This is a genomic window from Streptomyces sp. NPDC058796, from assembly GCF_042745235.1.
Lineage (GTDB): Bacteria > Actinomycetota > Actinomycetes > Streptomycetales > Streptomycetaceae > Streptomyces.
This window is the reverse complement of the sequence record NZ_JBHYOP010000008.1, coordinates 140,942-164,238: the sequence shown is the minus strand read 5'-3', so window position 1 is coordinate 164,238 and position 23,297 is coordinate 140,942. Positions and strand designations below refer to the sequence as shown.

Sequence of the window (23,297 nt, the reverse complement as noted above, 5' to 3'; positions counted from 1 at the left end):
TTATCGAGAGAAAGTGTAGGTAGGCCACGTGCCTCCGCCTTCGACCTCCATACCGTCGGCGAGCGCGGACACGGCCGGCCCGGCCGAGGTGCAGGCGTCCGCACCGGCGGCGGCCGTGAAAGGCCGGTTCGCCTCCCGCAGGGCCCTGCTGCTCGGCTGCGCGGGGTTGACCGCGGTCCTGTTGGTTTCCGTCGTCGTCGCCATCGGGCTCGGACCCGCGGTCATCTCCCCCGGGGAGACCGCGCGCCATCTGTGGGCGGCTCTCCACGGCGGGCGCATCGCCCCCGACGAGGTGACGACGTACCAGATCGTCTGGCAGATCCGTACCCCCCGAGTGCTGCTGGCCGCGTTGGTGGGGGCGGGGCTCAGCGCGATCGGCGTGGCGGTCCAGGCCCTGGTGCGCAACGCGCTGGCCGACCCCTTCGTCCTCGGCGTCTCGTCGGGCGCGTCCGTGGGCGCCGTCGGCGTCACGGTCACCGGAGGACTCGCCGCGTTCGGCATCTACGCGGTGTCCGCCGGAGCCTTCGTCGGTGCGCTCGCCGCCTCGCTCCTGGTGTACGCCGCCGCCGCGAGCCGGGGCACGCTCTCGCCGTTGCGCCTCGTCCTCACGGGCGTGGCCATGTCCCTCGGCTTCCAGGCGGTGATGAGCCTGATCGTCTACTTCGCGCCGGACAGCGAGGCGACGAGCATGGTCCTGTACTGGACGATGGGCAGCTTCGGCGCCGCGACCTGGGGCGCGCTGCCCGTCGTGTCCGTGGTGGTGCTGGGCGGACTCGCCGTCCTCCACCGGTTCGGGAGGGTGATGGACGTCCTGGCCCTCGGCGACGAGACCGCCGCGAGCCTGGGAGTCGGTCCGGACCGGTACCGGAAGGGGCTGTTGCTCCTCGTGTCGCTCGTCACGGGCGTCATGGTCGCGGTCAGCGGCGCCATCGCTTTCGTCGGGCTCGTCATGCCGCACGTGGTACGGATGCTCGTCGGTGCCACGCACGCCCGCGTGCTCGCCGTGGCCCCACTGGCCGGGGCGGTCTTCATGGTGTGGGTCGACCTGGCGGCACGCACCGTGGCCGCACCGCGCGAACTGCCGCTCGGGGTGGTCACCGCGCTCGTGGGAGTGCCCGTCTTCATCGGCCTGATGCGCCGCAGGGCCTACACCTTCGGGGGGCGCTGACATGGACCTGAGACTCGACGAGCTCTCCGTCGTGACCGACGGCAGGACCCTCGTACGCGCCTTGTCCCTGGAAGTGGCCGACGGGCAGGTCGTGGGTCTGGTCGGCCCGAACGGAAGCGGCAAGTCCACCGCGCTGCGATGCGTGTACCGGGCGTTGCGCCCCAGCTCCGGAACCGTCTGGCTGGGCGAGCGGGACCTGACCCGGCTCCCGCTGCGCAGCACCGCCCGGACCGTCGCGGCGATGACCCAGGACGGCGGCGTCGACTTCGACTTCACGGTCGAGGAGGTCGTCGCACTCGGACGCGCGCCGCATCTGCGCGGGAACCAGGCGCTCAGCGGTCGCGAGCGCGAACTGTGCGAGCGGGTGATGGACCGGCTGGACATCGGACACCTCGCGCACCGGGGGGTTCTGACGCTGTCGGGCGGAGAGCGCCAGCGCGTCCTGCTGGCCCGTGCGCTGGTGCAGGAGCCGAAGGTCCTCGTCCTCGACGAGCCGACCAACCACCTCGACGTCCGCCACCAGGTCGACCTGCTCTCGCTCCTGCGCGGGTCGGGGCTCACGGTCCTGGTCGTCCTGCACGACCTCAATCTCGCCGCGGCGGCCTGTGACCGGCTCGGCGTGCTCTCCCAGGGCCGCCTGGTCGCTTCCGGCGCCCCTGCGGAAGTGCTCACGCCGCACCTGGTCGCCGAGGTCTTCGGAGTGCTGGCCAGTGTCGTCCCGCATCCCCTGACGGGCGATCCCCAACTGCTGTATTCGCTCAACCCACGTCATGGAAAGGTATGTGACACATGCTCATAAGCAGATCCCGCGCCGCCGTCGGATGCGCCCTCGCGACGGCACTGGTGCTCGGCGGCTGCGGCGCCGAGATCGAGTCGGACGACGCCAAGGCCTCCGGCAAGGTCACCGTCAAGCGCTGCGGTGAACCGGTGGAGTACACGGTCCCCGAGCGCGCCGTCGCCTACGAGGGCGGCAGCGCGGACAAGTTGTTCGCGCTGGGCCTGACCGAGCACGTGTACGGCTATGTGATGCCGCCCGCCAACCCGCCGGTGAGTGAGTCCCCGTGGGCGTCCGAGTACGCGAAGGTGAAGATGCTCAGCGACGACCTCCTCAACAAGGAGGTCGTGGTCGAGGCCAAGTCCGACTTCGTGGTGGCCGGATGGAACTCCGGCTTCAAGGACGAGCGGGGCATCACACCGGAGATCCTGGACACGCTCGGCATCCAGAGCTTCATGCACACCGAGAGCTGCTTCAACTACCCCGGGTTTCCTGAGAAGGTGACCCCCTTCGAGGCTCTCTACACCGACCTCGAACGACTCGGCAAGATCTTCCGGGTCGAGGACAAGGCCACGCAGGTGGTCGACGAGTTGCGCGGGCGCGTGAGGGAGGTCGAGGCCAAGGCCCCGGAGGGCGACCCCGTGCCCGTCTTCCTCTATGACTCCGGCACCGACCAGCCGTTCACCGCGGGCAATCAGGTGCCGCCCAACGACATCATCAAGACCGCGGGCGGCAAGAACGTCTTCGACGGCCTCGACGAGCGCTGGACCCAGGTCAGCTGGGAATCCGTCGCCGAGGCCGAGCCCGAGGTCGTCGTCGTCCTCGACTACGGCGACATGCCCGCCCAGAAGAAGATCGACTTCCTGAAGAAGTCCCCCCACACCAGGGGGCTGCCCGCCGTGAAGAAGGACAACTTCTTCGTCCTCGACTACAACGAGGGCATCAGCGGCCCCCGCAACATCGACGGTCTGGAGAAGTTCGCCGCGTACCTGCGCGAACTCCAGAGCTGAACCGCCGGCGCACCCGCCGCGGCGCAGGCCCCCGGCCCCCGGACGTGCCGTTCGCTCCCGCCGCCCACTGCGGACGGCGGGAGCGAACGGCTGAGCGCATGGCCGCGGGCGCCCGTCAGGCGGAGGGTTCCGTCCCCCGGGCGTCGGTGGCCGCACCAGTGGGCGCGTGGGAGAAGGCCCGGGTGCTGGGGACGAGGGCGGCGGCCGCCGGTGCCGCGAAGCAGACGACCGCGCAGCCCGCGAGCACCGCCCTGGCACCGAAGGCGTCGATGGCGGGGGCGATGACGGCGAGTCCGACCGGGGCGAGCCCGTAGGAGAGCAGGAAGTCCAGGGAGGAGACCCGGGCCAGCTTGTCCGGGGCCACCTCGCGCTGGGCGGCGGTGAACCACGGCACGTTGAACAGTTCGATGCCGATGCCCGCGACGGCGTAGGCGGCCATCACGACGACCGGGTGCACGGGGAACACGAGGCTGAGCGGGGCGAATCCGTACGCGGCGAGTCCGGCGAGGGCGGTCCGGCCGGGGGAGCGGGGGCGCCAGCGGGCGATCAGCAGCGCACCGGCCAGCGCTCCGGCGGTGTAGGCGGTCATCGCACCCGCGAGCACGACCTCGGTGCCGTACTCGTCCCTGCTGACCACGGGGAGAGCGACGCCGGTCGCGGAGTAGCCGGTGGCTATGACGGCCGTCAGCGCGCCCAGCCCGGCGAGGAACCACGGGTGCCTGCGGGCCTCGCGGACCCCCTCGGCGAACTCGGTGAGGAACGATGCCCTGTCCGTACCGGCCGAGGGCTGGGTCGCGCCGTTCAGGGTGCCGGGCCGCGCGCCGCGGCCGGGAACACACGCGGCGACGAGCCACAGCAGGCCGATGCCCACCAGCAGCGCCCCGGTGCTGAGGAACACGGCGAGCAGAGCGGCCAGCGAGGGTCCCACGAGCGTGGTGGCCCGTACCGCCAGGGTCATGGCGGCGTTGGCCTGCTGCCTGCGGTCGGCGTCCACCACTTCGGCGGTCAGTGCCTGGTAGGCGGGCCGGCAGGCGCCCTGACCGGCGCCGGCCACCGCGGCGGCCGTGGCCATCAGCGGCACCGAGCGGTCCAGTCCGGCGGCGAGCACGGGGGCCGCGGCTCCGGCGGCGAGCCCCGCCCACAGGACGACGCCCCGGCGGGAGTGCCGGTCGGCCAGCACCCCGGCCATGGGCACCGCGGTGAGGAACCCCACCGTCCGGGCGGCGAGCAGCAGTCCCAGGTCCGTGGCGGTGAGCGTCCGGTCGAGGACCGCGAGGCCGAGCACGAACGGCAGGGCCCAGGTGGCCAGGCCCGACGCCGTGGCGCCCGTCCAGAGGCGGAGGAAGGCGATGTCGAGCAGAACGGTCCGCTGCTTCGCGGCTCGGTCGTCGACAGCGCCGGGCGGGGCGGAGGGGGTGGGCACGATGACGCGCTCCTGTCGTGTACGGGGTCGGCGGGCCGGACGCATCGCGGCCCCAACGACCTTGACCGGCCTGAGACACGGGGCGACGCCGCCCGTCGTGGAGGTGGGTCGGGCGAGCGGGATGGCGCTGCGTCGGCAACAGACTACCGCAATGACAATCATTTCCATTAGTGTGCTGCCGGAGGAGGCCGGCGCCTCGTCGGCCACGCACACCCGACGCCTCGTCACCCGCCAGGAAGGACTCGCCAATGGACCGGAACACCACCGGCCCCGCGCTCCTGGAGCAGCTGCCCCCACCGCTGCCCGCGGACCGGATCATCGCCCTGAACCAGCCCAAGGGCGATCTGCACACCACCCGCTCCTACGAGTGGAACGGATGGACCTTCGACGTTCCGCCCGGCGTCTTCATACCCGGCTGGACCAGCCGCCTGATCCACGAGCGGCTGCTCGACGGCCGTATCGAGACCCGCGGTCGCCGTTACGCCGCCATGGGCGTCGGTCTCGGCGTCGAGGCCGTGGCAGCCGGCACCCGGGGCGCCCGGGAGATCCACGCGCTCGACGTCCATCCACAGAGCGTGGCCGCGGCCACCCGTCATTACCGGCGGCTCGTCGGCGAGCGCCCGGACACCGCGTTCCTCCCCGCCGTGAGCGACGTCTTCGACGCCCTCCCGGACGCCGTCCAGCTGGACGTCGTCACCTTCAACCCGCCCGCCGTCAGCCAGACCGTCAGCGACGACCCCGACGTCGTACGCAACGTCTGCGTGGGCGCACCGCTGATCGCGAAGTTCTTCGCCCAGATCGCGGAGAAGGACCTCCTCGCGCCCGGCGGCGAGATCCACCTCATCGCCTCCAACACCGCCGACCTGCGTGCCCTCGTCCAGCACGCCATGGACCACGGGCTGACCCCTCGGGTCGACCACCTCCACGACTGGCGGGACGGCGTGCTGACCTTCCTGTTCCGTATCACCCGCGACACGCCCCGCTCCGGAGGCCGGCGATGAAGAACACCGAGGAACTGCTGGCCGGCGTACTGGCGGGCGAACACGGTCGCCCTCCCGCCGGCATGACGGCGACCAGCGTGTTCTGGGCGCACCACGGCACCCGGCTGGCCGGCGGGAACACCACCTACCTCAACCAGTACGTCCTCGTCCGCGTGGGCGCCTCGTTCGGCGGCTGCGCTTTCGAGGCAGGCGAGGCCGACCCGTCACTGTGCCGCGACGCCTCCGGCGCCCCCCTCGACACGCTGCTGCGCGACGCGCCCCGCCCGCTGCGGATCGCCGCACTCGACGCCTACCTGAACGCGGTCCGGCCGCACCGGGAGGTGGCCGAGGCGGAACCGGTCACCCTGCCCGCCGGGACACCCGAGACCCGTGCGCAGGCCCGCGACGCGGCCATCGCCGGCCTCCTGGACATAGAGGCCGGCGCCCGGGTCGGCCTGATCGGCGTGGTCAACCCGCTCGTCGCGGCCATCCGCGAACGCGGCGGCGTGCCCCTGCTCTGCGACTTCAACCTCCGTACCACCCAGTGGGGCGACCCGGTCACCGACGACATGCACGAGCTCCTCGGCACCGCCGACGCCGTGGTCGCCACCGGCATGACCCTGAGCAACGGCAGCTTCGACACCGTCCTGGCCCGTTGCCGCGAGCGCGGCGTGCCCCTGGTGGTCTACGCCCAGACCGGGAGCGCCGTGGCCCGCGCGTTCCTCGGAGCGGGCGTGACCGCCCTGTCCGCCGAACCCTTCCCCTTCTCCCAGTTCAGCGCGGAACCCACGACCCTGTACCGCTACCGGGCGGCCGGCGTATGACGTCCGCCACCCGCCGGCCGGCGCCGCCGGACGACGCCGCCCGTGAGACGGCGGGCACCGGGCACGCCGCCTGCCATCACGGTGAGATCCTCCAAGGCGTCTTCCTCGACGAACGGCGCCGCCCCCGCCACGGGCTGGTCACCCTGCCCATGGCCGCACGGGGCAGCACGGCCCGCTTCACCCACCGGCCCGGCAGTTCACCCGACGAGGTGACGGTGACGCCGGGCGGCCGGGCCAAGGCGCGGGCGGCGGCCGTCCTCGCGCTGCGGGAGTGCGCGGAGCGCCTCGGCGAGGAACCGTGCGGCGGCGAGCTGACCCTCACCGGCGATCTCCCCGTCGGACTCGGCATGGGCTCGTCCACCAGCGACGTCATCGCCACGGTGCGTGCGGTCGCCGACTCCCGGGGCCTGCTCCTGCCGCCGGAGACCATCGCCCGACTCGCGGTGCGCGCCGAGGGCGCCAGCGACCCCCTGATGCACGGCTGTCGCCCGCTGCTCTTCGCGCAACGGGAGGGCCGCGTCCTCGAAACCCTGGGCTCCGCACTGCCACCCGCGGTGGTGGTCGGGTGCGCGCTCGGCGGGAGCGAACCGGTCGACACCCTCGCCCTGCCGGTCCTCGTCCAGGACGACGACCTCGCCGCGTACGAGCACCTGCGCCGCATGCTGCGCAGGGCGGTGACCGACGCCGACACCGCGCTGCTCGGCAGGGTCAGCACGGCCAGCGCCCGCCTGCGCCAACGCGTGCTGCGGCACCAGGAGTTCCCGGCCCTCACCGGCATCGCCGACAGCGTGGGCGCCGCCGGGGTGCAGATCGCCCACAGCGGCAACGTCGCCGGCATCCTCTTCGACCCCCGCGTCCCCGGGCTGAACCGCAGGCTGCGCCGTTGCGCCCGCGCCCTGGACCGTGCAGGCATCCCGTCGACCCGGACCTTCACCACCTTCGCGACCCCCGCCAGTGAGGAGTTCCCCCGTGGACGAACACATCTCGGAGGCCATCGGCCGACCGGACCTGATACGTCTCGACGACGGACTCGTCTGCCTGCGGTTTGAGACGATGAAGGTCGTCTCCGCCCTGGCCGCCGTACGCCACCTGCTCGACACCAAGACCGTGCGGCGCGGCGACACCCTCGTCGACAGTTCCAGCGGCATCTACGCGTACGCCCTGGCGCTGGCCTGCCACCGCTACGGCATGCGCTGCCACATCGTCGGCTCCACCACCGTCGACCACACGCTGCGCACCCAACTCGGCGTCCTCGGTGCCACCTTGGAGCAGATGCGGCCCAGCACCGACCTCAAGCTCGACCAGAGCCGCCGCGTCGCCCGCGTCCGGGAGATCCTGCGCGACCACCCCGACTACCACTGGATGCGCCAGTACCACGACGACGTCCACTACCTCGGCTACGAGGCCGTGGCCGAACGGATCCAGGAGGAGACCGGCGCCGCCGCCCTGTCGCTCGTGGGCGGCGTGGGATCGGGGGCCTCCACCGGCGCCCTCGCCCACTACCTGGGAAAACGCTCCGTCGATGTGCGGCTCGTCGGCGTCCAGCCGTTCGGCAGCGTCACGTTCGGCAGCGACCACGTCTCGGACCCGGAGATCATCATCGCCGGCATCGGCAGTTCCATCCCGTTCGCCAACGTGCGTCACGACCTGTACGACACCGTCCACTGGCTCGCCTTCGACGCCGCCCTCACCGGGAGCGTCGACCTGCTGCGCCGGCACGCCGTCTTCGCCGGTCTGTCCACCGGCGCCGCCTATCTCGCCGCCCGCTGGGAACGCGGTGCGCAGCCCGGCCGGACGGCCGTGTTCATCGCCGCGGACACCGGCCACCGGTACGTCGACACCGTGTTCGCCCGGCACGCGGAGGCGGCGCGGGTGGAGGACCTGGCACCACGTCCGGTGGATGGCACGGACGACCTCGCACTGCCCTGGTCCCGCATGGACTGGAAGGGCTCGCCCGCCCCCGCGGCGGCGGTCGTCAGGCCGGCTTGCGCCACACCGAGATGTGCTTCGCCGAGTCCTGGGTGAACGGTGTCCGGTCCCAGTCCGCGTAGCGGTGTTCCAGGCCGAGACCGGCGATGCGCGCCATCAGGTCGAGTTCCGCCGGCCAGGCGTACCGGTGCCGGGAACTCCCGCGGCGGTAGTGGTCGCCGTCGCGGGTGAAATGGTGGGAGACCAGGATCTGCTCGACCAGGTCGAAGGTGTCGAATCCGAGGTGCCGGTCGGAGACGTCGAACGGTACCGCGGTCTGGCCGGGCGGCAGGGACCGCAGGGGCGGCACGCCCAGCTCGATGACGAACCTGCCCCCGGGCCTCAGGTGACGGGACGCGTTGCGGAAGCACTCGACCTGTTCGTCCTGGGTCAGCAGGTTGCTGATGGTGTTGTAGACGAGGTAGACCACGGCGAACTCACCCGGAACGACGGTGGTGGCCATGTCCCCGAGGGTCACCGGCAGCGTGTCCTCGTCGGCCTTGCGTCGCAGAACCGCCGCCATGTGCTCGGACAGTTCGATGCCGACGACCGGTACGCCGCGCTCGCGGAGGGGGACGCCCACCCGTCCGGTCCCGATGGCGAACTCCAGAGCCCGGCCGTCCCCGGCGAGCTCGGCGAGGAGGTCGAGGGTGGGTCCGAGGACGGCGGCCGAGGACATCTCGGTCTCCTCGGCGTCGTAGCGGTCGGCGGTCGCCCGTGTCCACAGCTCACTGCTCGTCACGGGCGTCCACTCTGCCGGGCGCGGGGGGTGTTGTCGACGCATTTGCCTCGCCGGGCGGACGACGCCGGTGGCGGCCGGCCCGGCGTGGTGGGCGGGGCCGCCGTGCCGCACGGCCGGCCACCGGCCCGTTAGTCTTGCCGCCATGAGCCGATGGGAGCAGCTGACCGGCGGCACGTCCGGTGAACAGTACGCCGCGCGTTTCGCCGAACTCGCCGAACGCGGGCAGGACGTCCATGGCGAGGCGCGACTGTGCGCCACGCTGGTGCCGCCGGGGGCCCGGGTGCTGGATGCCGGCTGCGGCACCGGGCGGGTCCTGATCCAACTCGCCCACCTCGGCTACGACGGGGTGGGCGTGGACCGCGACGCCTCCATGCTTGCCGTGGCCCGTCGGGACGCGCCCCGGCTGACCTGGCTGCAGGCCGACCTGGCCGAGTTCGACCCGGCTGCCGCGGACCTCGGCCCCGGCTTCGACCTCGTCGTCGCCGCGGGCAACGTGTTCCCGCTCCTCGCGCCGGGCACCGAGGCCGCCGTAGCCGCCGCCCTGGCCCGGGCGCTGCGCCCGGGCGGCCTGCTCGTCGCCGGCTTCGGCCTGGACGAGGAGCACCTTCCCGTGCCCCCCAGCATCACGCTGGCGGAATACGACGCCCACTGCGCCGCGGCCGGTCTTACGCTCACCGACCGCTTCGCCACCTGGGACGCCGACCCCTACGACGGCGGAGGTTACGCGGTCAGCGTCCATCGCCGCTGATGCCGCTGCTCCGGACGGCCGGTGCCGGGCAGCCACGTCGCCGGGCACCGTCGTGATCTCCGAGACCTCGGCCTCGCCTTCCGCGACGGCGAACGACCACACGTCGTCGCCCTGTACGTGCAGCGCCACACGTGGATCACGCCGTATGGGCCCGAGCTTGGCCCGGTCGGCCGCGGTCGAGAACCGGACGACAGGGGCTTCGGGGTGCCGGACTGCTGGCGGCCGAGCAGGCCGGAGAGCGCTTCGTCGGGTAGTGGGGGATGTCGGCGCGGGCGGCGCGGGGGACGGTCAAGCCGGGCCTTCGATGTACCCCAGGACGTCCACCGCCTCGAATCGGCGCTCCGCCAGGTCCCTTCTCTTGACCGTCCAGTAGACGTCACCGTGGACGTGGACACCCCCGTACCACTGGGCGAGCAGGGCCCAGTCCTCCGGCTGAGGCAGGGCCCGGGGGCCGGCGGGCTCGCCCGGCGGCCGCCCTTCTCTCTGAGCCCTCAGCGACGCTGCCGCGTGCAGCATGTCGAACTCGCCATAGGGGCCGGGGGCGTACCCGTCGATCCGCAGCAGGGGCCTGCCGAGTGACCGGTCCGGGTCGCGCACCGACCGCCAGGCATCGCGCAGTTCCGCGGCGTGGGCGTGCTCGGCAGGCACGTACACCGCTTCACCGGCGGCGTCGAAACCGTCGTCGGCGGACCGGGCGAGCAGGCGCAGCACACCGTCGGGCGGCAGTGGCAGGGTCGTGGCGTCCGGACGGGCGGCCTCCAGCCACCTCTCCACCTCGTCGGGCGGGGCGCCGCGCGCGAGCGCCGACTCGCGGACCCGGTTCACCTTGTCGAGCAGCTCGGGCTTCATGCGCGAACTTGGCGTCGGGGACCGACAGTCGGCGGTCCGCATCCGGGGCGTCGCCTACCGGAGCCGCCCCAGCGCTTCCCGCAGCCGCCGTGCGTCGCGCAGTCGCTGTTCGTAGGTGGCGCCCAGGGCGAGCAGGGCCAGACCGGCGAGTGCGGGAGGTGCCCATCGGGGAAGCGCGCCGACGGCCTGGGCGACGTACGGGGCGAGCTCGTGCAGCGCCACCAGCGCGAGCGCGCACCCGCCCAGGACCAGCGGGGCCTGGAGCCGGAACCGTGCGCCCGCCAGGGTCATGGCCAGCGCGGCGGTGCCGAGCAGCAGGGGTCGCAGCCAGTGCGGATCACCCCACATCGCGAGCAGACTCGGCACCAGGGTGGCGGCCGGCCCCGCCGCGTACGCCATCCAGGAGGAGACCGCCGGATCACGACGCCGGGTCAGGTGCCCGACGGCCAGCGCGGCGACGGTCACCGGCAGCGTGTAGGCCTCGGGCGTGGTGACGTCCCACGCCGCCAGCCGCACCCAGGCGGCCAGCAGGAACAGGGCGGCCGCCGCGTGACCGGCCCGTCGCCGCATGGGCCGCAGCGCGGTCCCGGCGGTGACGACCCCGCAGAGCGAGAGGACCAGGGCCAGCATCGGCAGATCCCGCACCGTGAGAGCGAGCGACAGCAGCGCCGCGGCCGCACCTGCCCCTTCGACCGCCACGGTCGCGGCCGAGCCTCGCGTCCGCGCCGCGACCAGAGCCGCCACGACGGGCACGACCAGGACCAGCAGCGCGGTGTGCTCCGGCGGCCGGCCGGCGGACGCCCCGACCGCGCAGGCCAGAGCCGCGGCGTATCCCAGGGCGGCGGGCGCGGCGAACACGACAAGCCCCGCACGGGTGCTCGCGACGCCGAACAGCGCCGTCAGCGTCAGGAGCACACCGATCGTCCCGGACTCGGTGGCCAGTGAGAGGAGGGCGAGAGCGACGGAGGTGACGAGGGCCAGCACCACGGCCGTCACGGCCCGCGCTGACGGCCCGCCCGCCACGCGACGGGCCCGCTCGGCGACCCCCAGCGAGGCCAGGACCACGACACCCTGCACCACCAGCCCCGACCCATAAGGCAGTTCGAGCACCACCGGAGTCACGACCGCCGCCGCCCACCCGAGGACGAGCGCACCCGCCCCGGCCGCCGGGCGCCACACCGCGCGGCGCTCGCACACGGCCAGCACAACGGCCACGACGGCGAGGACGAGCGGCGCGGCAGCCGCGTAGGAAGGCCAGCCGGCGTCCGCGAACACGGCTTCCCGCGAGTCGAGCGGCACGCCCGACCAGGGCCGCTCGATCCAGGCCACCGAGCCGAAGACCGTCCCAGCGACCAACGGGAGCGCCCACAGCACCGCGAGGCCCTGGACGACCAGCGAAGCCCCGGCCATCCCCCGCCGCAGCGGCCGGGAGAGCGGCATCCGGACAGCCATGAGCAGACCGGTCCCGAAGGCCAGGCATCCCGGCACCGTCCACTCACCGGGCACCGAGGCCCGCAGTACCCCTCCGGCCCCCGCGACCAGGCACAGCCCCGCGGAGAAGGCGGCACAGGCGGCGACGTCCGGCTTCGGGGCGAACCAGGCCGCGGCCAGGCCGATCGCCGCGGCGAGGACCAGGAGCGCGGCGCCCCGCGCGGCCGCACCCGGACCGGGCGCGCTCCAGCACAGCCATCCGGCCGACAGCACACCGACGGCACCCGTGCCGCAGGCGCCGACGAGCGTGACGACCCGCACCGGCGCGTGTGCCGACCGGAGCGACACGGCGGTGTCGGCCGTGGCGGTCACCAGCAGCACGGCGGTGAGCGCGTGCGGGCCCGCGTCGACGGCGAGCGCCCACAGAAGCAGCGGCAGTTGCGCGGTGACCGCGGCGAAGGGGAGCGGGAGCCGCAGGGCGAGGCGCGTGGCCGCCCGCGCCGGGCCCTGCTCCGCCCCGACGTCGCCGGCCGACTGCGGCACCAGCAGGCCCACTCCCGCACCGTACGCGGCCCAGGCGCCGGCCAGGACGGCCGACGCGGCAGCCGTGTACCCGAGACCGCCACTGCCGGTGAACGCCACTTCGTGCAGGGCGTAGGCATCGAGCACGGTCAGGGCCATGCCCAGAGCCGCCACCGCCTCGGCGGTCGAGTCCAGTCCTCGCCGCAGCAGGGGCACGGGCGCCGCCAGCGCGCTCAGGGTCACCGCGCCCAGAACCAGCGCCCGTCCGGTGATACCCAGGTGCCCCCAGCCGACCAGGGTGAAGGCGATGGCTGCGGTCGTCAGGAGGACGCCGCCGAGGAGCAGCAGCACGTTCTGCACGCCGGGTGCCGTGGCCTCCGGCCGTCGGGCGGCCGTGCCGGCCGCTCCTGCGGGCCACACCGGGCGCGCCGGACCGGCGCTCCGGGCGGGCTGCGGTGCGGAGGCCGTACGCAGAGTGTGGACCAGCCACTGGCGGCGCCGCAGCAAGAGGGCGCGGCGGGCGTCGAGTTGCCGCAACTCGGCGTCGAGGAAGCGCAGTTCCTCGGCCGGAGGCGGGATGTTCGTCATGGCTGTGAGTGTGGCCCCCGCCACTCGGCCGCGTATGGGCGCGCGTACTCAGGTTCCTACTCATGTGCCGCCCCGCCCCGTCCTCGCGCCTCGGTATCCGAATCCCTTCGCGTCCGTGCCCCCCGATCAGTCAGACTGACGCGCGATGAGTGAGCAACCACGTGATGAAGAGGCCGTCTTCCGTACGACCGGCGGCCCGGTGCGGGGCACCGCGGCCGGTGACGGTGTCACAGCCGTGCTGGGTGTCCCGTACGCCGCTGCGCCCTTCGGTGCCCGCAGGTTCCAGGAGCCGCGAGCGGCGCCGAGCTGGACCGGAGTACGGGACTGCACGGACTTCGGCCCCATCGCCCCGCAGTCGGCCGAGTTGCCGGGAGCGCCGGTGTGGCGCCCGGGCGACGAGGACGTCCTCACCGTCAACGTCTGGGTCCCCGACGGTGCGGGAGACGGCGGGCTGCCGGTGTTCTTCTGGATCCACGGCGGCGCCTACACCTTCGGCTCGTCCGCCCAGCCCGACTTCGACGGGTCGTCCCTGGCCCGCGCCGGTCTGGTCGTGGTCAGCTGCAACTTCCGTGTGGGCTTCGAGGGCTTCGGCCACGTGCCCGGGTTCCCCGACAACCGCGGGCTGCTCGACCAGGCCGCCGCGCTGGTCTGGGTCCGGGAGAACATCGAGGCCTTCGGCGGCGACCCTGACAACGTCACCATCGCCGGGCACTCCTCCGGAGGAGGCTCGGTGGCCTGCCTGATGGCCATGGAGCGGGCACGCGGGCTGTTCCGGCGGGCCATCGCCCACAGTGTGCCCGGTGCCTTCTTCACCGTGGAGCTCGCCGAGGCGGTCACCGGGCGCATCGCGGCCGAGGCCGGGGTGAGTCCGACGGCGGCCGGTCTGCTGTCCGCGCCGCCCGAGGCGCTCGTGACCGCGTCCGACAAGGCGGCCGCGGACTGCCGGACCAACCCCGTGACGCCGATCCAGGCCTTCGACCCCGTGATCTTCCAACCCGTCGTCGACGGTGAGGTGCTGCCCACGGAACCGCTCCGCGCGCTCGCCTCCGGCACGGCGCGGGAGGTGGACCTGCTGGTCTGCCACACGCTGGAGGAATACCGATTCCTCCACATGGTGGGAGCCGTCCGGGGAGCCGTCACCGAGGCGGAGCTCGCGGACGTCTCCGAGGCCCTGCGCCTCCCCGCCCGCCTGGTCGACGGCTACCGGGAACTGATGCCGGACGCCCCGGTGCTCGACCTCTGCCTCGCGATCTTCGGCGACGCGCAGTTCGGCGAGTACACCACCCGACTCGCCGAGCAGCACGCGAGGGCCGGCGGCCGGGCGTACCTGGCCCGCTTCGGTCGCCGGCGCGGTGCGGCCGGGCCCTGGCACACCGCGGACATCCCCTTCGCCTTCGGCAACCTGGACGCCGTCGGCGCCGACTTCCTCATCGGCGGCGCACCCGACGAACACGACCGGGCCCTGTCCCGCCGCATGCTCCGTTCCTGGGCCGGCTTCGCGACCACCGGGGACCCGGGGTGGCCGGCGGTCACGTCGGAGACCACGCCGGTCCGGTTCTGGGCCGTCCCCGACGACGACCTGACCGCCGACGACACGTGCGGCGTCCGCGAGATGTGGCGCCACGTCCGGTTCGATCCGATGCGTCCCGGCCGCCGAAGCCGATGAACCCTCCGCCATCTTGAACAATCCTCATCTTCCCTGATGTGATCTGCGGCACAACCGACCGACCGTGCCGGAGGTCCCATGTACCGCCGTCTGCTCACCGCGCTCGTCTGCGTCGCGCTGCTGGCCACCGGGACGGCCTACGCGCAGCCGGTCGTCGAGGACCACCGGGTCCCGCCCTCCGGCATACCCCGGCTCACGGACGACCGGGGCCGTGTCCTGACCCTGCGCGGCTGGAACGTCGAGGACAAGACGCACCGGGGTGAGGACGCCCTGTCCGCGATCGGCGAGCGGCACTTCCGGGACCTGCGGGCCCGGGGCTTCAACTTCGCCCGGCTCCTCGTCTTCTGGGACGACCTCGAACCCCGGCGGGGCCACTACAGCGAGCGGTACCTGCGCAGGATCGAGCGTGTCCTGGACTGGGCGCACAAACACCGCGTGCACGTCCTGATCGACGCGCACCAGGATGTCTTCGGGCCCGCGTTCGGGCACCGCGGCATCCCCGAGTGGGCGACCAGGACCGACGGTCTGCCTTTCACCCCGCACCCCGACGACTGGTTCGCCGAGTACTTCGAACCGGCCGTGCAACGGGCGTTCACGCACCTCTACGAGGACCCGGACCTGCGCCGCGCCCAGGCGGACATGTGGCGGGTGCTGGCCCGACGCCTCGGGAACCATCCGGCCGTCCTCGGCTACGACCTGATCAACGAGCCCATGGGCGAGATCGCGCAGGGCGAGGACCTGCCGACGGCCGCCCGGCGCATCGAGCGCGAGCAGCTCACCCCGCTGTACAACCGGCTCGCCGACGCAGTCCGCACCGTCGACGACGACTCCTGGATCTTCTTCGAACCGACCCCCGTCGTGGGCGAGGGCGTCCCCACCGGCCTGGGCCGGATCGACGACCCGAAGGCCGTCTACGCGCCCCACTTCTACAACACGGCCATGGAGGCCGGCGCCGACTACGATCCGTCAGCCGGCTGGATCGAGGCGTACGAGTCCGCGGTGACCGTCTATCCCGGCCGGTACCGCGTACCCGTCGTGGTGGGAGAGTGGGGCCCGCTCAACAACTCCCTGCCGAACATGGGACGCTTCTACCGCGACGCCCTTTCGTCCCTGAACCGCTACACCTCGGGCTGGGCGGGGTATGTCTGGTGCTACGGCGGCGGGTACTGCGCCGTGGACGCCGAGGGGTGCTTCCGGACCAACAAGGAGCAGACCTCGGCGCCGTACGCCCCGGCCGTCGCCGGACGGGTCACCGCCGAGACGTACGAGCCGGGCGGCGGCGTCTTCCGGCTCTCGTACCGCGCCGGGCACGGCGTCACCGAGGTCTCCCTGCCGCCCCGGGCGGGCGGCTGGCGCATCGAACTGACCGGTGCCGCCCGCCCCGCCACGCGGTCCCTGCCCGGTGGCCGTGCGGAGATCGTGCGCGTAGTCGCGCGGCCTGGCGCGCACGTCACCGTCGTCGTCAGTCCGCGCCCGCCGCGGTGACCCGCCGAGGAGTCCGCGACGGCGGAAGGCGAGGGCGGCGGGAGGGGTGGTTGGTCCCCTCAGGGGCGAGGGGCCGCCTCGCCGGCCGGGCCGCTGTCCTCGGGGAAGTCCCCTTCCGGCCCGAGCGGACGGCCCTCCCACAGGAGTGCCCGCCAGCCTCGGTCGGGCGAGCCGGTGAGCACGACGACGCCGGTGTTGCCCAGCGGGTGGCCGGCGGCGTACGACACGTCGACGTTGTCCGCCCGGGCGGCCACCCACGCACGGATCATCGCGCCGTGGCTGATCATGGCCACGGTGTCCGCGCCCGTCCCCGCCGCCTCGGCGACGACGGCGTCGAAGCGGCCCAGGGCCTCCACGCCGTTCTCACCGCCGGGCATCCGGCGGCCGGTGTCGCCGGCGGACCAGGCGAAGGCGGTGGAGAGATACACGGCGGCGGCGTCCTCGTCGCCGCGCATCTCCAGATCCCCCGCGACCAGCTCCCGCAGCCCGTCCCGGACGCGGACGTCCAGTCCTGTCGCGGCCGACAGCGGCGCGGCGGTCAGCTGGGTACGCACCAGCGTGGAGGCGTACAGCGCACCGATCCGCTCCGTCGCCAGGGCCTGGGGCAGGGCGGCTGCCTGCTCCTGCCCCAGAGGCGTCAGCCCCGGCCCCGGCGCGCCGGTGTCCAGCAGGTGCTTGACGTTGGACGGGGTCTGACCATGGCGTACGAGCAGCAGACGCATGCGGGGCTACCTCCACAGGACGGAAAACTCCCTCCACTGTGCCACCGTCGCCGTGGGCTCCGGAGCAGGGGACGGGCCGCGGGGCCGCTCCGGTCACGGCCGGATCAGATGCCGCAGGTGGGAGCCGACCAGTAGGGCGACGGGTCGAAGGCCACGTGCGTGTGGTCGTTGTGGCCGGGGTAGCCGGGGCCGAGGATTTCCGAGAAGCCGTGCGTCCTGGACTGCTGGGCCAGCCGGCACAGGGATGGCGAGCCGACGAGGTCGGCCGCGTCGCCGTACAGGTGGCGGCTGGTGGCGGAACCGCCGACCGCGTTGTTGCACGCGCGGGAGCGGAAGCCGCTGGAGATGGTGATGGGGACGTCGCCGAGGGCGTGCCGCATCGCCTCCAGCTTCCACATGGTCTTGAGCGCGTTCGACTTGGCGGTGGCCGCGGAGACGGCGCCGCCGGACCAGTCGGAGTTGCACTTGTTGAGTTCGGCGTAGCTGAAGTGGACCGGCGTGCAGTCGGCGTCCTGGAGGGCGTAGATCTTGCTGAAGGTGGCGGGTCCGGCGACGCCGTCCGCGCTCAGTCCGTACGCGGCCTGGAACTTCTTGACGGCGGCGGCGGTCCGTGCGCCGTACTGGCCGTCGTAGGCGAGCCGTTCGCCGGACGTCACCCAGCCGGCGACCCGGATCTGCAGCTGGGTCACGTCGCTGCCGGAGGACCCCTGGGACAGGGTGCGGTTCCAGGTGTAGCAGGAGTCGGCGTGCGCGGTGCCGGCGGTGGCGCCCACGCCGACCACCGCAGCAGCCATGAGCATGACAAACGAAAGAAGCAGACGTGACACGCGTCTGAACATCCCGGCCTCCCGACCGTTGAGCCGACAACAACCGAAGCCCAGCGTGCGGGAACGGGCTACGCGCGTCAATGGCGCCGGGGCCCGACCCGTCGCCGCCGTGACGGGCATGCGTCAAACCGTGCCGAACCACGCTTCCGCGAGCGAGTGCAGCGTCCCTTCGGCGGGCACTCCCAGTTCCCGCATGTACCAAGGGAGGTTGCTGTACACGTGCAGCAGCGTGTACGCGAGCAGTTCGACCGGCTCGAAGGTGCGCCCGTAGGCCTTGGTGAGGCGGCCCAGCAGGTCCGGATCGCCCCGGGTGACGAACAGGCCCGCGCCCACGAAGTCGTAGGCGCGGTCGCCGATCATGGCCGGTTCGAAGTCGAAGAGCCCGGTCAGCCGCCATCCGTCGGGATCGACCAGGAAATGCTGCTGCATCACCTCGGTGTGCAGCAGACAACGGTCGGGGTCGCGCGGCAGCGGCACCGAGGCCAGGAAGTCCGGTATCTGCTCCAGCCAGCCGGCGGACAGCCCGCGGGCGCGCCGTTGTTCCACGGCACCGGCGCTCTGGCGCTCCACGAAGGCGCCCCAGTCCCCGGGGCCGAGCACGTCCCCGAGCGGGCCGGGGTCGAGGGAGTGGAGCACTGCCAGGGCTTCACCCACCTCGGTGACGAGCCGTTCCCGGTCGGCGCGCGGCACGCGGCCCCAGGCCTGGGCCAGGTTCTCGCCGCGGAGCCGGGACATGAGCACGTACTGCCAGCCGTTCTCGTACGGACCGCGGTCGCGTACCCGCGGCGTCGGCACCGGAAGCCGTCCCTGCAGGTGGGCGAGGACCCGGCCCTCCGCGACGCCGTCCTGCGCGGCGGCCTTCGGGAACAGCTTGAGGACGTGCTCGTCACCCACCGCGTAGACCGGCTGCGACCCGTCCGGGAAGCGGGTCAGCGGCGCGTCGGCGAGACCGAGCCGCGCACAGAGATCCGACGCGCCGGGACGCATCACCGACTCGTCGGGAACGATCGCGTCCCACTCTTCGTCCGTCTCCACCACAGGCAGCGTGATCGTGACCGTAGGCCACCGGCTGCCGGGCGGCGACGGAGTTCCGGTTGGAGGGAGACCGCTCCCGTGCGCACCGGCGACCGGCGTCGTGCCCGCCGTCAGCCGGCGGGGTGCGCGTCGCCGCTGAGTCCCAGTTCGCGGAACTCCTCCCGCAGCACCGGGGCCAGTGCCCGGGCGTACGACTCCGCCACGTGACTCCCGTCGCGGTAGACGAAGGTGTCCGCGACGACCGCGGGACACCTGCCCGCCCGTGGACACAACCACGGCCGCGGATCGATCACCGCGGCGCCGGCCCGGCGGGCCGCCCGCTCGCCGGCCTCCCTCAGGGCGGGGGACCTGATCGCGTCCCGCTGGTCCGTCTCGCACTTCGCCAGCCGCAGCGGATGCCGCGCCGCGCACTCGACGGCGTCGCCCTTCGGCCACGGACTGTCGAGCAGCACGGCGACCGAGCCGGCGTCACGGGTCAGCCGCCGGTACACACGCTCGTACCCCGCCGTCCATTCCCGCGGCGGATCCTCCATCCGGTCCACCGGCTCCGCCGCCTCGGACGAGGCGGCCACGACCAGCATCGGCCGCAGCTCCGTGATGCGCCGCAGCGCCCGCTCCCGCCAGGTGTCGCACGCCTCGTACGCCCGGCCGCGGGTCCGGGTCGTGACGTCGGCGGTCTTGCACGACGCCTTCGTCAGGGACACCAGCTTCCACCCGTTCTCCCGGCTCAGCCGGTCGAGCGCGGGAAACCACTGTGCCGCGTGGGAGTCGCCGAAGAGGACCACGACGTCGCGCGAGGACGGGTCCCCGTAGACGCACGCGGGCGAGTGAGTGGCCCCGTAACCGACGTGGCAGCCGTCTCGGTAGACGGCCGACCGCTGCTTCTTCACGTCCGGCAGCGACGGGGAGAGATTGGCGGGCAGCCGGCCCCCGGACGTGGATATGAGGCCGGCCAGCCGGTCCTCGGGGTCCGGTGCCGTCGCGAGGGTCTCGCTCAGCTTCGGGGAGCGCACACCGGAGCTGATCGTCGGAGGGAAGGACGCCGCGACCAGGCAGACGCACACGACGCAGGCGGTCAGGCCGAGGCCGAGGCTCACCGCTGCCGTGGGCCTGCGCTTCAGCGACGCGCGGAAACGGACCGGGTTCTCCACCAGACGCAGGGTCGCCCAGGCCAGCAGCAGCGCCGCCGCGCTCACCTGGAGGGACAGCAGGAGAGCGGCCGAACGGTTCAGGGCGGCGGGGACCAGCACCAGCAGCGGCCAGTGCCACAGGTACCAGCCGTACGAGAGGTTCCCCACCCATGTCGCGGGAGGCAGCGCGAGCAGTCGTGAGGCGCCGGAAGGGGACGGCCGGCATCCGCCGGCGATCACCAGCACGGCGCCGAGCACGGGCAGGCCGGCGTGGTGCCCGGGGAAGGGCGTGTCGGCGTCGTACGCCACGGCCGACGCGACGATCGCGGACAGCCCGAGCCACGATCCCGCCGCGGCCACAGGACGCGGAACACGGGCCAACGCCCCCGTGCAGAAGGCCAGCAGACCACCGGCGCCCAGTTCCCACAGCCGGGTGTGGGCGCCGAAGTACGCCCAGGAGGGCGAGCCGGCGGTCGTCCACACGCTCAGGACGTACGAGACGAGGCAGAGCACGCCCAGCGGCAGGACCCTCAGCCACGGACGTCGCAGAGCCTTCCAGGTCACCAGGAGAAGCGCGGGCCACAGCAGGTAGAACTGCTCCTCCACGGACAGCGACCAGAAGTGCTGGAACGGCGACGGCGCACCGCCCTCCTGGAGGTAGTCGGTCCCCGAGACCGCCAGGTTCACGTTCATGACGTACAAGCCGCTGGTCAGCGCGTCGTGCAGGAACTCCTCGTAACGGATCTTCGAGGCGAAGAGCCGGCAGCCGACGAGGGTGCAGAGGCAGACCAGGGTCGCCGCCGGGAGGATGCGCAGCGCGCGTCTGCCGTAGAAGCGCCGCAGGGAGAGCGATCCGCTCCGCTCGGCCTCACCCAGCAGACCGGCGGTGATGAGGAAGCCCGAGATGACGAAGAAGACGTCGACACCGACGTAGCCGCCGGCGAGAAGGGGGAGTCCGGCGTGCGCGAGCACCACGAGGGTGACGGCGAGCCCGCGCAGTCCCTGGATGTCGCCTCGGAGCGGACGAGGCGACGGGGCCGGCCGCTTCGGCGCCGAAGGCCGTGGAGGAAGGAGGAGGACGTCGGAGGTGCGTGTCACACTCCGGACTGTCCGCACGGACGGGGCGATTACTGTTGCCCCGGTCACACGGCATACTGCCGTCCGCTCTCCACCGGCCCGTATGACGCACGTCACCGATGCGTCCCCCGTCCTGCGGACAGTCACAGACGTGGAGCACTCACTGCGCGACCGTGTCCGAGCCGGGGACCCCGAGGCCTTCGGGCGACTTTTCGACGCCTTCGCCTCGTCGGTCCACCGGCACGCCGTACGGGTCACGGGCGACTGGTCCACCGCCGAGGACGTCGTGTCGCTGACCTTTCTCGAGGCCTGGCGGCTGCGCGAACGGGTGCTGCCGGAGGGAGACAGTCTGCGCCCCTGGCTGCTGGGCATAGCGACGAACGTCATGCGCAACATGACGCGCACGACACGCCGGCACCGGGACGCTCTCGCGCGGCTCCCTCCCGCCGCCCCGGTCCCGGACTTCGCCGACGAGGTGACGCAGCGGCTGGCCGACCGGGAGGAACTGGCCGCAGCCCGAAGGGCGTTGAGCGGTATGCGGCGCGCCGAACGGGAGGTTTTCACGCTGTGCGTCTGGGAGGGGCTCGACGCCGCCGAGGCGGCCCAGGCCCTGGGCGTGACGGCCGGCACGGTACGGGTGCGGCTCTCGAGGGCCAGGAAGCGGCTGCGCGTGCTCACCGACGCGGAGCGCGGTCGGGTGCCCGCCTCGGCTCGGTACCCGGTACCCGGTGGGCCGACGCTCGCGCGGCACGGGCGGGCGGAGCGGTGCGCGCAGGAGAGTGGGCGATGACCCCGAAGGATCCCCGCGGGTTCGGTCACGAGGAGAGGGCCGAGCCGCTGCCGGCCCCGGGCGGCCCGATGCTGGGACCGGACCGGCGCCGGGTGCTCAGAGAGCACCTGGTGCGGGAGATCGCGAGGAAGCGGGTGGGCGCGCCCCGGAGGTTCTCGGGCCGGCGGCTCGTCGTCTGGGCGGCGCCACTGGCCCTCGCGGTCACCGTGGTGACGGGAACGGCCGTCGTCACCGGGCTGCGGGGCGGACAGGAGGCCGTCCACACTCCCGGCCGGTCCGCTACGACGGTCGGCCGTCCCCCGGTCATCGCGATGGGTGAGGACCAGTTCCTGTACAAACGCCGTGCCATGAGGGAGGAGTACACGGACCACCGCGGTGGGGCGGAGGTGGTCCAGCGCGAGGACTGGCTCGCCGTGGGCGGCGGGCGGGACGGTCTGGCCCTCACGGGGCCTCAGCCCGTGGCCGCCGGCCGTCTTGACCCTCACTCGCCGACGACGGAGCACATGGCCATGTCCGGCGGCAGGGACTACCGGGAACTCCGGGAACTGCCCACCGACCCGCGGAAGCTGCTCGCGTACGTCTACCGGGAAACGGAAGGGCAGGGGCCGACCCACGAGGAGGCGGTCTTCGAGTACATCGCCGGTGTGCTGGAACCGGCCGCCCTGGTCCCCGCCCTCAGTGAGGCGCTGTACCGGGCCGCGCGCCGGATCCCCGGCGTCGTCGTCGAGAACGGGGTCCAGGACGTCGTCGGGCGCACCGGCACCGGCCTGGCACTCCCGAAGTCCGCCACCGGTGGCCGGGCCCTGGTCTTCGACGTGTCGAGCCTCGTCTTCCTCGGCGTCGAGGAGACGACCGCGCTGCTCGAGATCGGCGTCGCCGACCGGGCCGGTGCGCCACCGGCCGATTCCTGGGAGCTGGGGCCGTAATTCGGTGGCACCCGGCCTGGAACGGTGGTTACCGTATCGGTGCTCTGTCGATCTGCTCTGGGCCAGGTATGGCCCTGGAAACGAGACTTTATGACCCGGCCCGCGCTGAGCGCGCCTCGCTGCACCGCCTGACCGTCCGACCCTTCGTGCCGTCGGGTGGGCTCCTTCGTCGAGGCCGCTCGGCCTGCTCTTGCTGTCATCACCGATCACTCAGCAAGGAGCACCCCGGGTGTCCAGCATCAGAAAGACTCCCTCAAGCACTCCGCACCGCACCCTCACCGGAACATTCGTCTGCGCGTGGTGCGGCCTGACCGTGTCCGCCGCCGCCGGTGACGGCGCACGGCGGAACCACTGCCCGTCCTGCCTGCACTCTCGGCACGTCCTCGACCACGTCGAGGGCGGGCCCAGCGATTGCCACGGCCGGATGTCGCCGATCTCCATCGCCGTCCTGCGGACCGGTGACTGGATGGTCATCCACCGCTGTGTGCGCTGCGACGAGCTGACCTCCAACCCCGTCTGCACGGACGACAACCAACTCGTCCTGATGCGCATGGCCGTGCGGCCACTGGCCCAACCGCCCTTCCCCCTCGAAGTGTTCGGTGACCTGTGAG

Annotated in this window: 21 protein-coding genes and 1 pseudogene; 13 read left to right on the top strand and 9 right to left on the bottom strand. The window is 73.0% G+C overall.

The window, feature by feature from the left end; all coding sequences use genetic code 11:
- Nucleotides 1-148: 148 nt before the first annotated feature.
- Genes ACFW47_RS21175 through ACFW47_RS21165 form a run of 3 tightly spaced genes read left to right on the top strand, consistent with a single transcriptional unit; the run spans nucleotide 149 to nucleotide 2,953 of the window.
- Nucleotides 149-1,168, top strand: a complete 1,020-nt coding sequence (locus ACFW47_RS21175) for a FecCD family ABC transporter permease (protein WP_386283693.1) — start codon at nucleotides 149-151, stop codon at nucleotides 1,166-1,168.
- Nucleotide 1,169: 1 nt separating this feature from the next.
- Nucleotides 1,170-1,967, top strand: coding sequence for an ABC transporter ATP-binding protein (locus ACFW47_RS21170; protein WP_386306637.1), 798 nt, complete (start codon nucleotides 1,170-1,172; stop codon nucleotides 1,965-1,967).
- Nucleotides 1,958-2,953, top strand: a complete 996-nt coding sequence (locus ACFW47_RS21165) for an ABC transporter substrate-binding protein (RefSeq protein ID WP_386306635.1) — start codon at nucleotides 1,958-1,960, stop codon at nucleotides 2,951-2,953. Before ACFW47_RS21170 ends, ACFW47_RS21165 begins: the two co-directional genes overlap by 10 nt.
- Before the next feature lie 115 nt (nucleotides 2,954-3,068).
- Here ACFW47_RS21165 and ACFW47_RS21160 read toward each other — a convergent pair whose 3' ends face one another.
- A complete protein-coding gene (locus tag ACFW47_RS21160; RefSeq protein ID WP_386306633.1) occupies nucleotides 3,069-4,376 on the bottom strand; it encodes an MFS transporter in 1,308 nt (435 codons plus the stop codon).
- A gap of 248 nt (nucleotides 4,377-4,624) precedes the next feature.
- Here ACFW47_RS21160 and ACFW47_RS21155 point away from each other — a divergent pair, with 248 nt between their 5' ends.
- The 4 genes from ACFW47_RS21155 to ACFW47_RS21140 are packed head-to-tail and all read left to right on the top strand — an operon-like array spanning nucleotide 4,625 to nucleotide 8,205.
- Nucleotides 4,625-5,377, top strand: a complete 753-nt coding sequence (locus ACFW47_RS21155; RefSeq protein ID WP_386283264.1) for a methyltransferase — start codon at nucleotides 4,625-4,627, stop codon at nucleotides 5,375-5,377.
- On the top strand, nucleotides 5,374-6,180 hold the full coding sequence (locus tag ACFW47_RS21150) for a Rossmann-like domain-containing protein (RefSeq protein ID WP_386306631.1): 807 nt from the start codon (nucleotides 5,374-5,376) through the stop codon (nucleotides 6,178-6,180). The genes ACFW47_RS21155 and ACFW47_RS21150 overlap by 4 nt, the downstream gene beginning before the upstream one ends.
- The gene (locus ACFW47_RS21145; protein WP_386283260.1) at nucleotides 6,177-7,229 is read left to right on the top strand and encodes a GHMP kinase; all 1,053 of its coding nucleotides are present in this window, start codon (nucleotides 6,177-6,179) and stop codon (nucleotides 7,227-7,229) included. The genes ACFW47_RS21150 and ACFW47_RS21145 overlap by 4 nt, the downstream gene beginning before the upstream one ends.
- The gene (locus tag ACFW47_RS21140) at nucleotides 7,150-8,205 is read left to right on the top strand and encodes a pyridoxal-phosphate dependent enzyme (protein ID WP_386283258.1); all 1,056 of its coding nucleotides are present in this window, start codon (nucleotides 7,150-7,152) and stop codon (nucleotides 8,203-8,205) included. The genes ACFW47_RS21145 and ACFW47_RS21140 overlap by 80 nt, the downstream gene beginning before the upstream one ends.
- Here the strand turns inward: ACFW47_RS21140 and ACFW47_RS21135 are convergent.
- Nucleotides 8,156-8,890 (bottom strand): class I SAM-dependent DNA methyltransferase, encoded by a 735-nt coding sequence (locus ACFW47_RS21135; RefSeq protein WP_386283256.1) that lies wholly within the window; start codon nucleotides 8,888-8,890, stop codon nucleotides 8,156-8,158. The two genes, ACFW47_RS21140 and ACFW47_RS21135, sit on opposite strands and share 50 nt — an antisense overlap.
- Nucleotides 8,891-9,032: 142 nt before the next feature.
- Between ACFW47_RS21135 and ACFW47_RS21130 the strand changes: the two genes are divergently transcribed.
- The gene (locus tag ACFW47_RS21130) at nucleotides 9,033-9,638 is read left to right on the top strand and encodes a class I SAM-dependent methyltransferase (RefSeq protein ID WP_386283253.1); all 606 of its coding nucleotides are present in this window, start codon (nucleotides 9,033-9,035) and stop codon (nucleotides 9,636-9,638) included.
- A gap of 24 nt (nucleotides 9,639-9,662) precedes the next feature.
- Here ACFW47_RS21130 and ACFW47_RS21125 read toward each other — a convergent pair.
- From ACFW47_RS21125 to ACFW47_RS21115, 3 genes and pseudogenes are all read right to left on the bottom strand, one after another.
- Nucleotides 9,663-9,868, bottom strand: a pseudogene (locus tag ACFW47_RS21125) (pyridoxamine 5'-phosphate oxidase family protein); the annotation flags it as partial.
- 58 nt (nucleotides 9,869-9,926) lie between these two features.
- Entirely contained in the window at nucleotides 9,927-10,487 is a 561-nt protein-coding gene (locus tag ACFW47_RS21120) for a hypothetical protein (RefSeq protein WP_386283251.1), read from the bottom strand.
- Between the two features lie 54 nt (nucleotides 10,488-10,541).
- The gene (locus ACFW47_RS21115; RefSeq protein WP_386306629.1) at nucleotides 10,542-13,028 is read right to left on the bottom strand and encodes an SCO7613 C-terminal domain-containing membrane protein; all 2,487 of its coding nucleotides are present in this window, start codon (nucleotides 13,026-13,028) and stop codon (nucleotides 10,542-10,544) included.
- A gap of 145 nt (nucleotides 13,029-13,173) precedes the next feature.
- Here ACFW47_RS21115 and ACFW47_RS21110 point away from each other — a divergent pair, with 145 nt between their 5' ends.
- Both ACFW47_RS21110 and ACFW47_RS21105 read left to right on the top strand, forming a co-directional pair.
- Nucleotides 13,174-14,694, top strand: coding sequence for a carboxylesterase/lipase family protein (locus ACFW47_RS21110; RefSeq protein ID WP_386306627.1), 1,521 nt, complete (start codon nucleotides 13,174-13,176; stop codon nucleotides 14,692-14,694).
- Between the two features lie 78 nt (nucleotides 14,695-14,772).
- Nucleotides 14,773-16,179 (top strand): glycoside hydrolase family 5 protein, encoded by a 1,407-nt coding sequence (locus ACFW47_RS21105; protein WP_386306626.1) that lies wholly within the window; start codon nucleotides 14,773-14,775, stop codon nucleotides 16,177-16,179.
- A 59-nt stretch (nucleotides 16,180-16,238) separates the two neighbouring features.
- Here the strand turns inward: ACFW47_RS21105 and ACFW47_RS21100 are convergent, their stop codons facing one another.
- The 4 genes from ACFW47_RS21100 to ACFW47_RS21085 all read right to left on the bottom strand — a co-directional run bounded on the left by ACFW47_RS21100 (nucleotide 16,239) and on the right by ACFW47_RS21085 (nucleotide 20,991).
- Nucleotides 16,239-16,901, bottom strand: a complete 663-nt coding sequence (locus ACFW47_RS21100) for a histidine phosphatase family protein (RefSeq protein ID WP_386306624.1) — start codon at nucleotides 16,899-16,901, stop codon at nucleotides 16,239-16,241.
- A gap of 104 nt (nucleotides 16,902-17,005) precedes the next feature.
- Nucleotides 17,006-17,740, bottom strand: a complete 735-nt coding sequence (locus ACFW47_RS21095) for a D-Ala-D-Ala carboxypeptidase family metallohydrolase (RefSeq protein ID WP_386306623.1) — start codon at nucleotides 17,738-17,740, stop codon at nucleotides 17,006-17,008.
- Nucleotides 17,741-17,851: 111 nt separating this feature from the next.
- Nucleotides 17,852-18,715 (bottom strand): phosphotransferase, encoded by an 864-nt coding sequence (locus ACFW47_RS21090; protein ID WP_386306814.1) that lies wholly within the window; start codon nucleotides 18,713-18,715, stop codon nucleotides 17,852-17,854.
- A 158-nt stretch (nucleotides 18,716-18,873) separates the two neighbouring features.
- Nucleotides 18,874-20,991, bottom strand: a complete 2,118-nt coding sequence (locus ACFW47_RS21085; RefSeq protein WP_386283239.1) for an acyltransferase family protein — start codon at nucleotides 20,989-20,991, stop codon at nucleotides 18,874-18,876.
- A 130-nt stretch (nucleotides 20,992-21,121) separates the two neighbouring features.
- On the opposite strand from ACFW47_RS21085, the gene ACFW47_RS21080 reads away from it, so the two are divergent.
- From ACFW47_RS21080 to ACFW47_RS21070, 3 genes are all read left to right on the top strand, one after another.
- Entirely contained in the window at nucleotides 21,122-21,760 is a 639-nt protein-coding gene (locus tag ACFW47_RS21080; protein WP_386283237.1) for an RNA polymerase sigma factor, read from the top strand.
- Nucleotides 21,757-22,686 carry a CU044_5270 family protein gene (locus ACFW47_RS21075; RefSeq protein WP_386306621.1) on the top strand — a complete coding sequence of 310 codons (930 nt, stop codon included), beginning with the start codon at nucleotides 21,757-21,759 and terminating at the stop codon, nucleotides 22,684-22,686. Before ACFW47_RS21080 ends, ACFW47_RS21075 begins: the two co-directional genes overlap by 4 nt.
- A 229-nt stretch (nucleotides 22,687-22,915) precedes the next feature.
- Nucleotides 22,916-23,296 (top strand): RNHCP domain-containing protein, encoded by a 381-nt coding sequence (locus ACFW47_RS21070; RefSeq protein WP_386306619.1) that lies wholly within the window; start codon nucleotides 22,916-22,918, stop codon nucleotides 23,294-23,296.
- The last annotated feature ends 1 nt before the right edge of the window (nucleotide 23,297 follow it).

What these genes read in the sequence shown, in the direction of transcription:
- ACFW47_RS21170 (WP_386306637.1), top strand. Translation starts at nt 1,170, where the DNA reads ATGGACCTGAGACTCGACGAGCTCTCCGTCGTGACCGACGGCAGGACC.
- ACFW47_RS21165 (WP_386306635.1), top strand. Translation starts at nt 1,958, where the DNA reads ATGCTCATAAGCAGATCCCGCGCCGCCGTCGGATGCGCCCTCGCGACG.
- ACFW47_RS21155 (WP_386283264.1), top strand. Translation starts at nt 4,625, where the DNA reads ATGGACCGGAACACCACCGGCCCCGCGCTCCTGGAGCAGCTGCCCCCA.
- ACFW47_RS21150 (WP_386306631.1), top strand. Translation starts at nt 5,374, where the DNA reads ATGAAGAACACCGAGGAACTGCTGGCCGGCGTACTGGCGGGCGAACAC.
- ACFW47_RS21145 (WP_386283260.1), top strand. Translation starts at nt 6,177, where the DNA reads ATGACGTCCGCCACCCGCCGGCCGGCGCCGCCGGACGACGCCGCCCGT.
- ACFW47_RS21130 (WP_386283253.1), top strand. Translation starts at nt 9,033, where the DNA reads ATGAGCCGATGGGAGCAGCTGACCGGCGGCACGTCCGGTGAACAGTAC.
- ACFW47_RS21120 (WP_386283251.1), bottom strand. Translation starts at nt 10,487, where the DNA reads ATGAAGCCCGAGCTGCTCGACAAGGTGAACCGGGTCCGCGAGTCGGCG.
- ACFW47_RS21115 (WP_386306629.1), bottom strand. Translation starts at nt 13,028, where the DNA reads ATGACGAACATCCCGCCTCCGGCCGAGGAACTGCGCTTCCTCGACGCC.
- ACFW47_RS21110 (WP_386306627.1), top strand. Translation starts at nt 13,174, where the DNA reads ATGAGTGAGCAACCACGTGATGAAGAGGCCGTCTTCCGTACGACCGGC.
- ACFW47_RS21105 (WP_386306626.1), top strand. Translation starts at nt 14,773, where the DNA reads ATGTACCGCCGTCTGCTCACCGCGCTCGTCTGCGTCGCGCTGCTGGCC.
- ACFW47_RS21100 (WP_386306624.1), bottom strand. Translation starts at nt 16,901, where the DNA reads ATGCGTCTGCTGCTCGTACGCCATGGTCAGACCCCGTCCAACGTCAAG.
- ACFW47_RS21095 (WP_386306623.1), bottom strand. Translation starts at nt 17,740, where the DNA reads ATGTTCAGACGCGTGTCACGTCTGCTTCTTTCGTTTGTCATGCTCATG.
- ACFW47_RS21090 (WP_386306814.1), bottom strand. Translation starts at nt 18,715, where the DNA reads ATGCGTCCCGGCGCGTCGGATCTCTGTGCGCGGCTCGGTCTCGCCGAC.
- ACFW47_RS21075 (WP_386306621.1), top strand. Translation starts at nt 21,757, where the DNA reads ATGACCCCGAAGGATCCCCGCGGGTTCGGTCACGAGGAGAGGGCCGAG.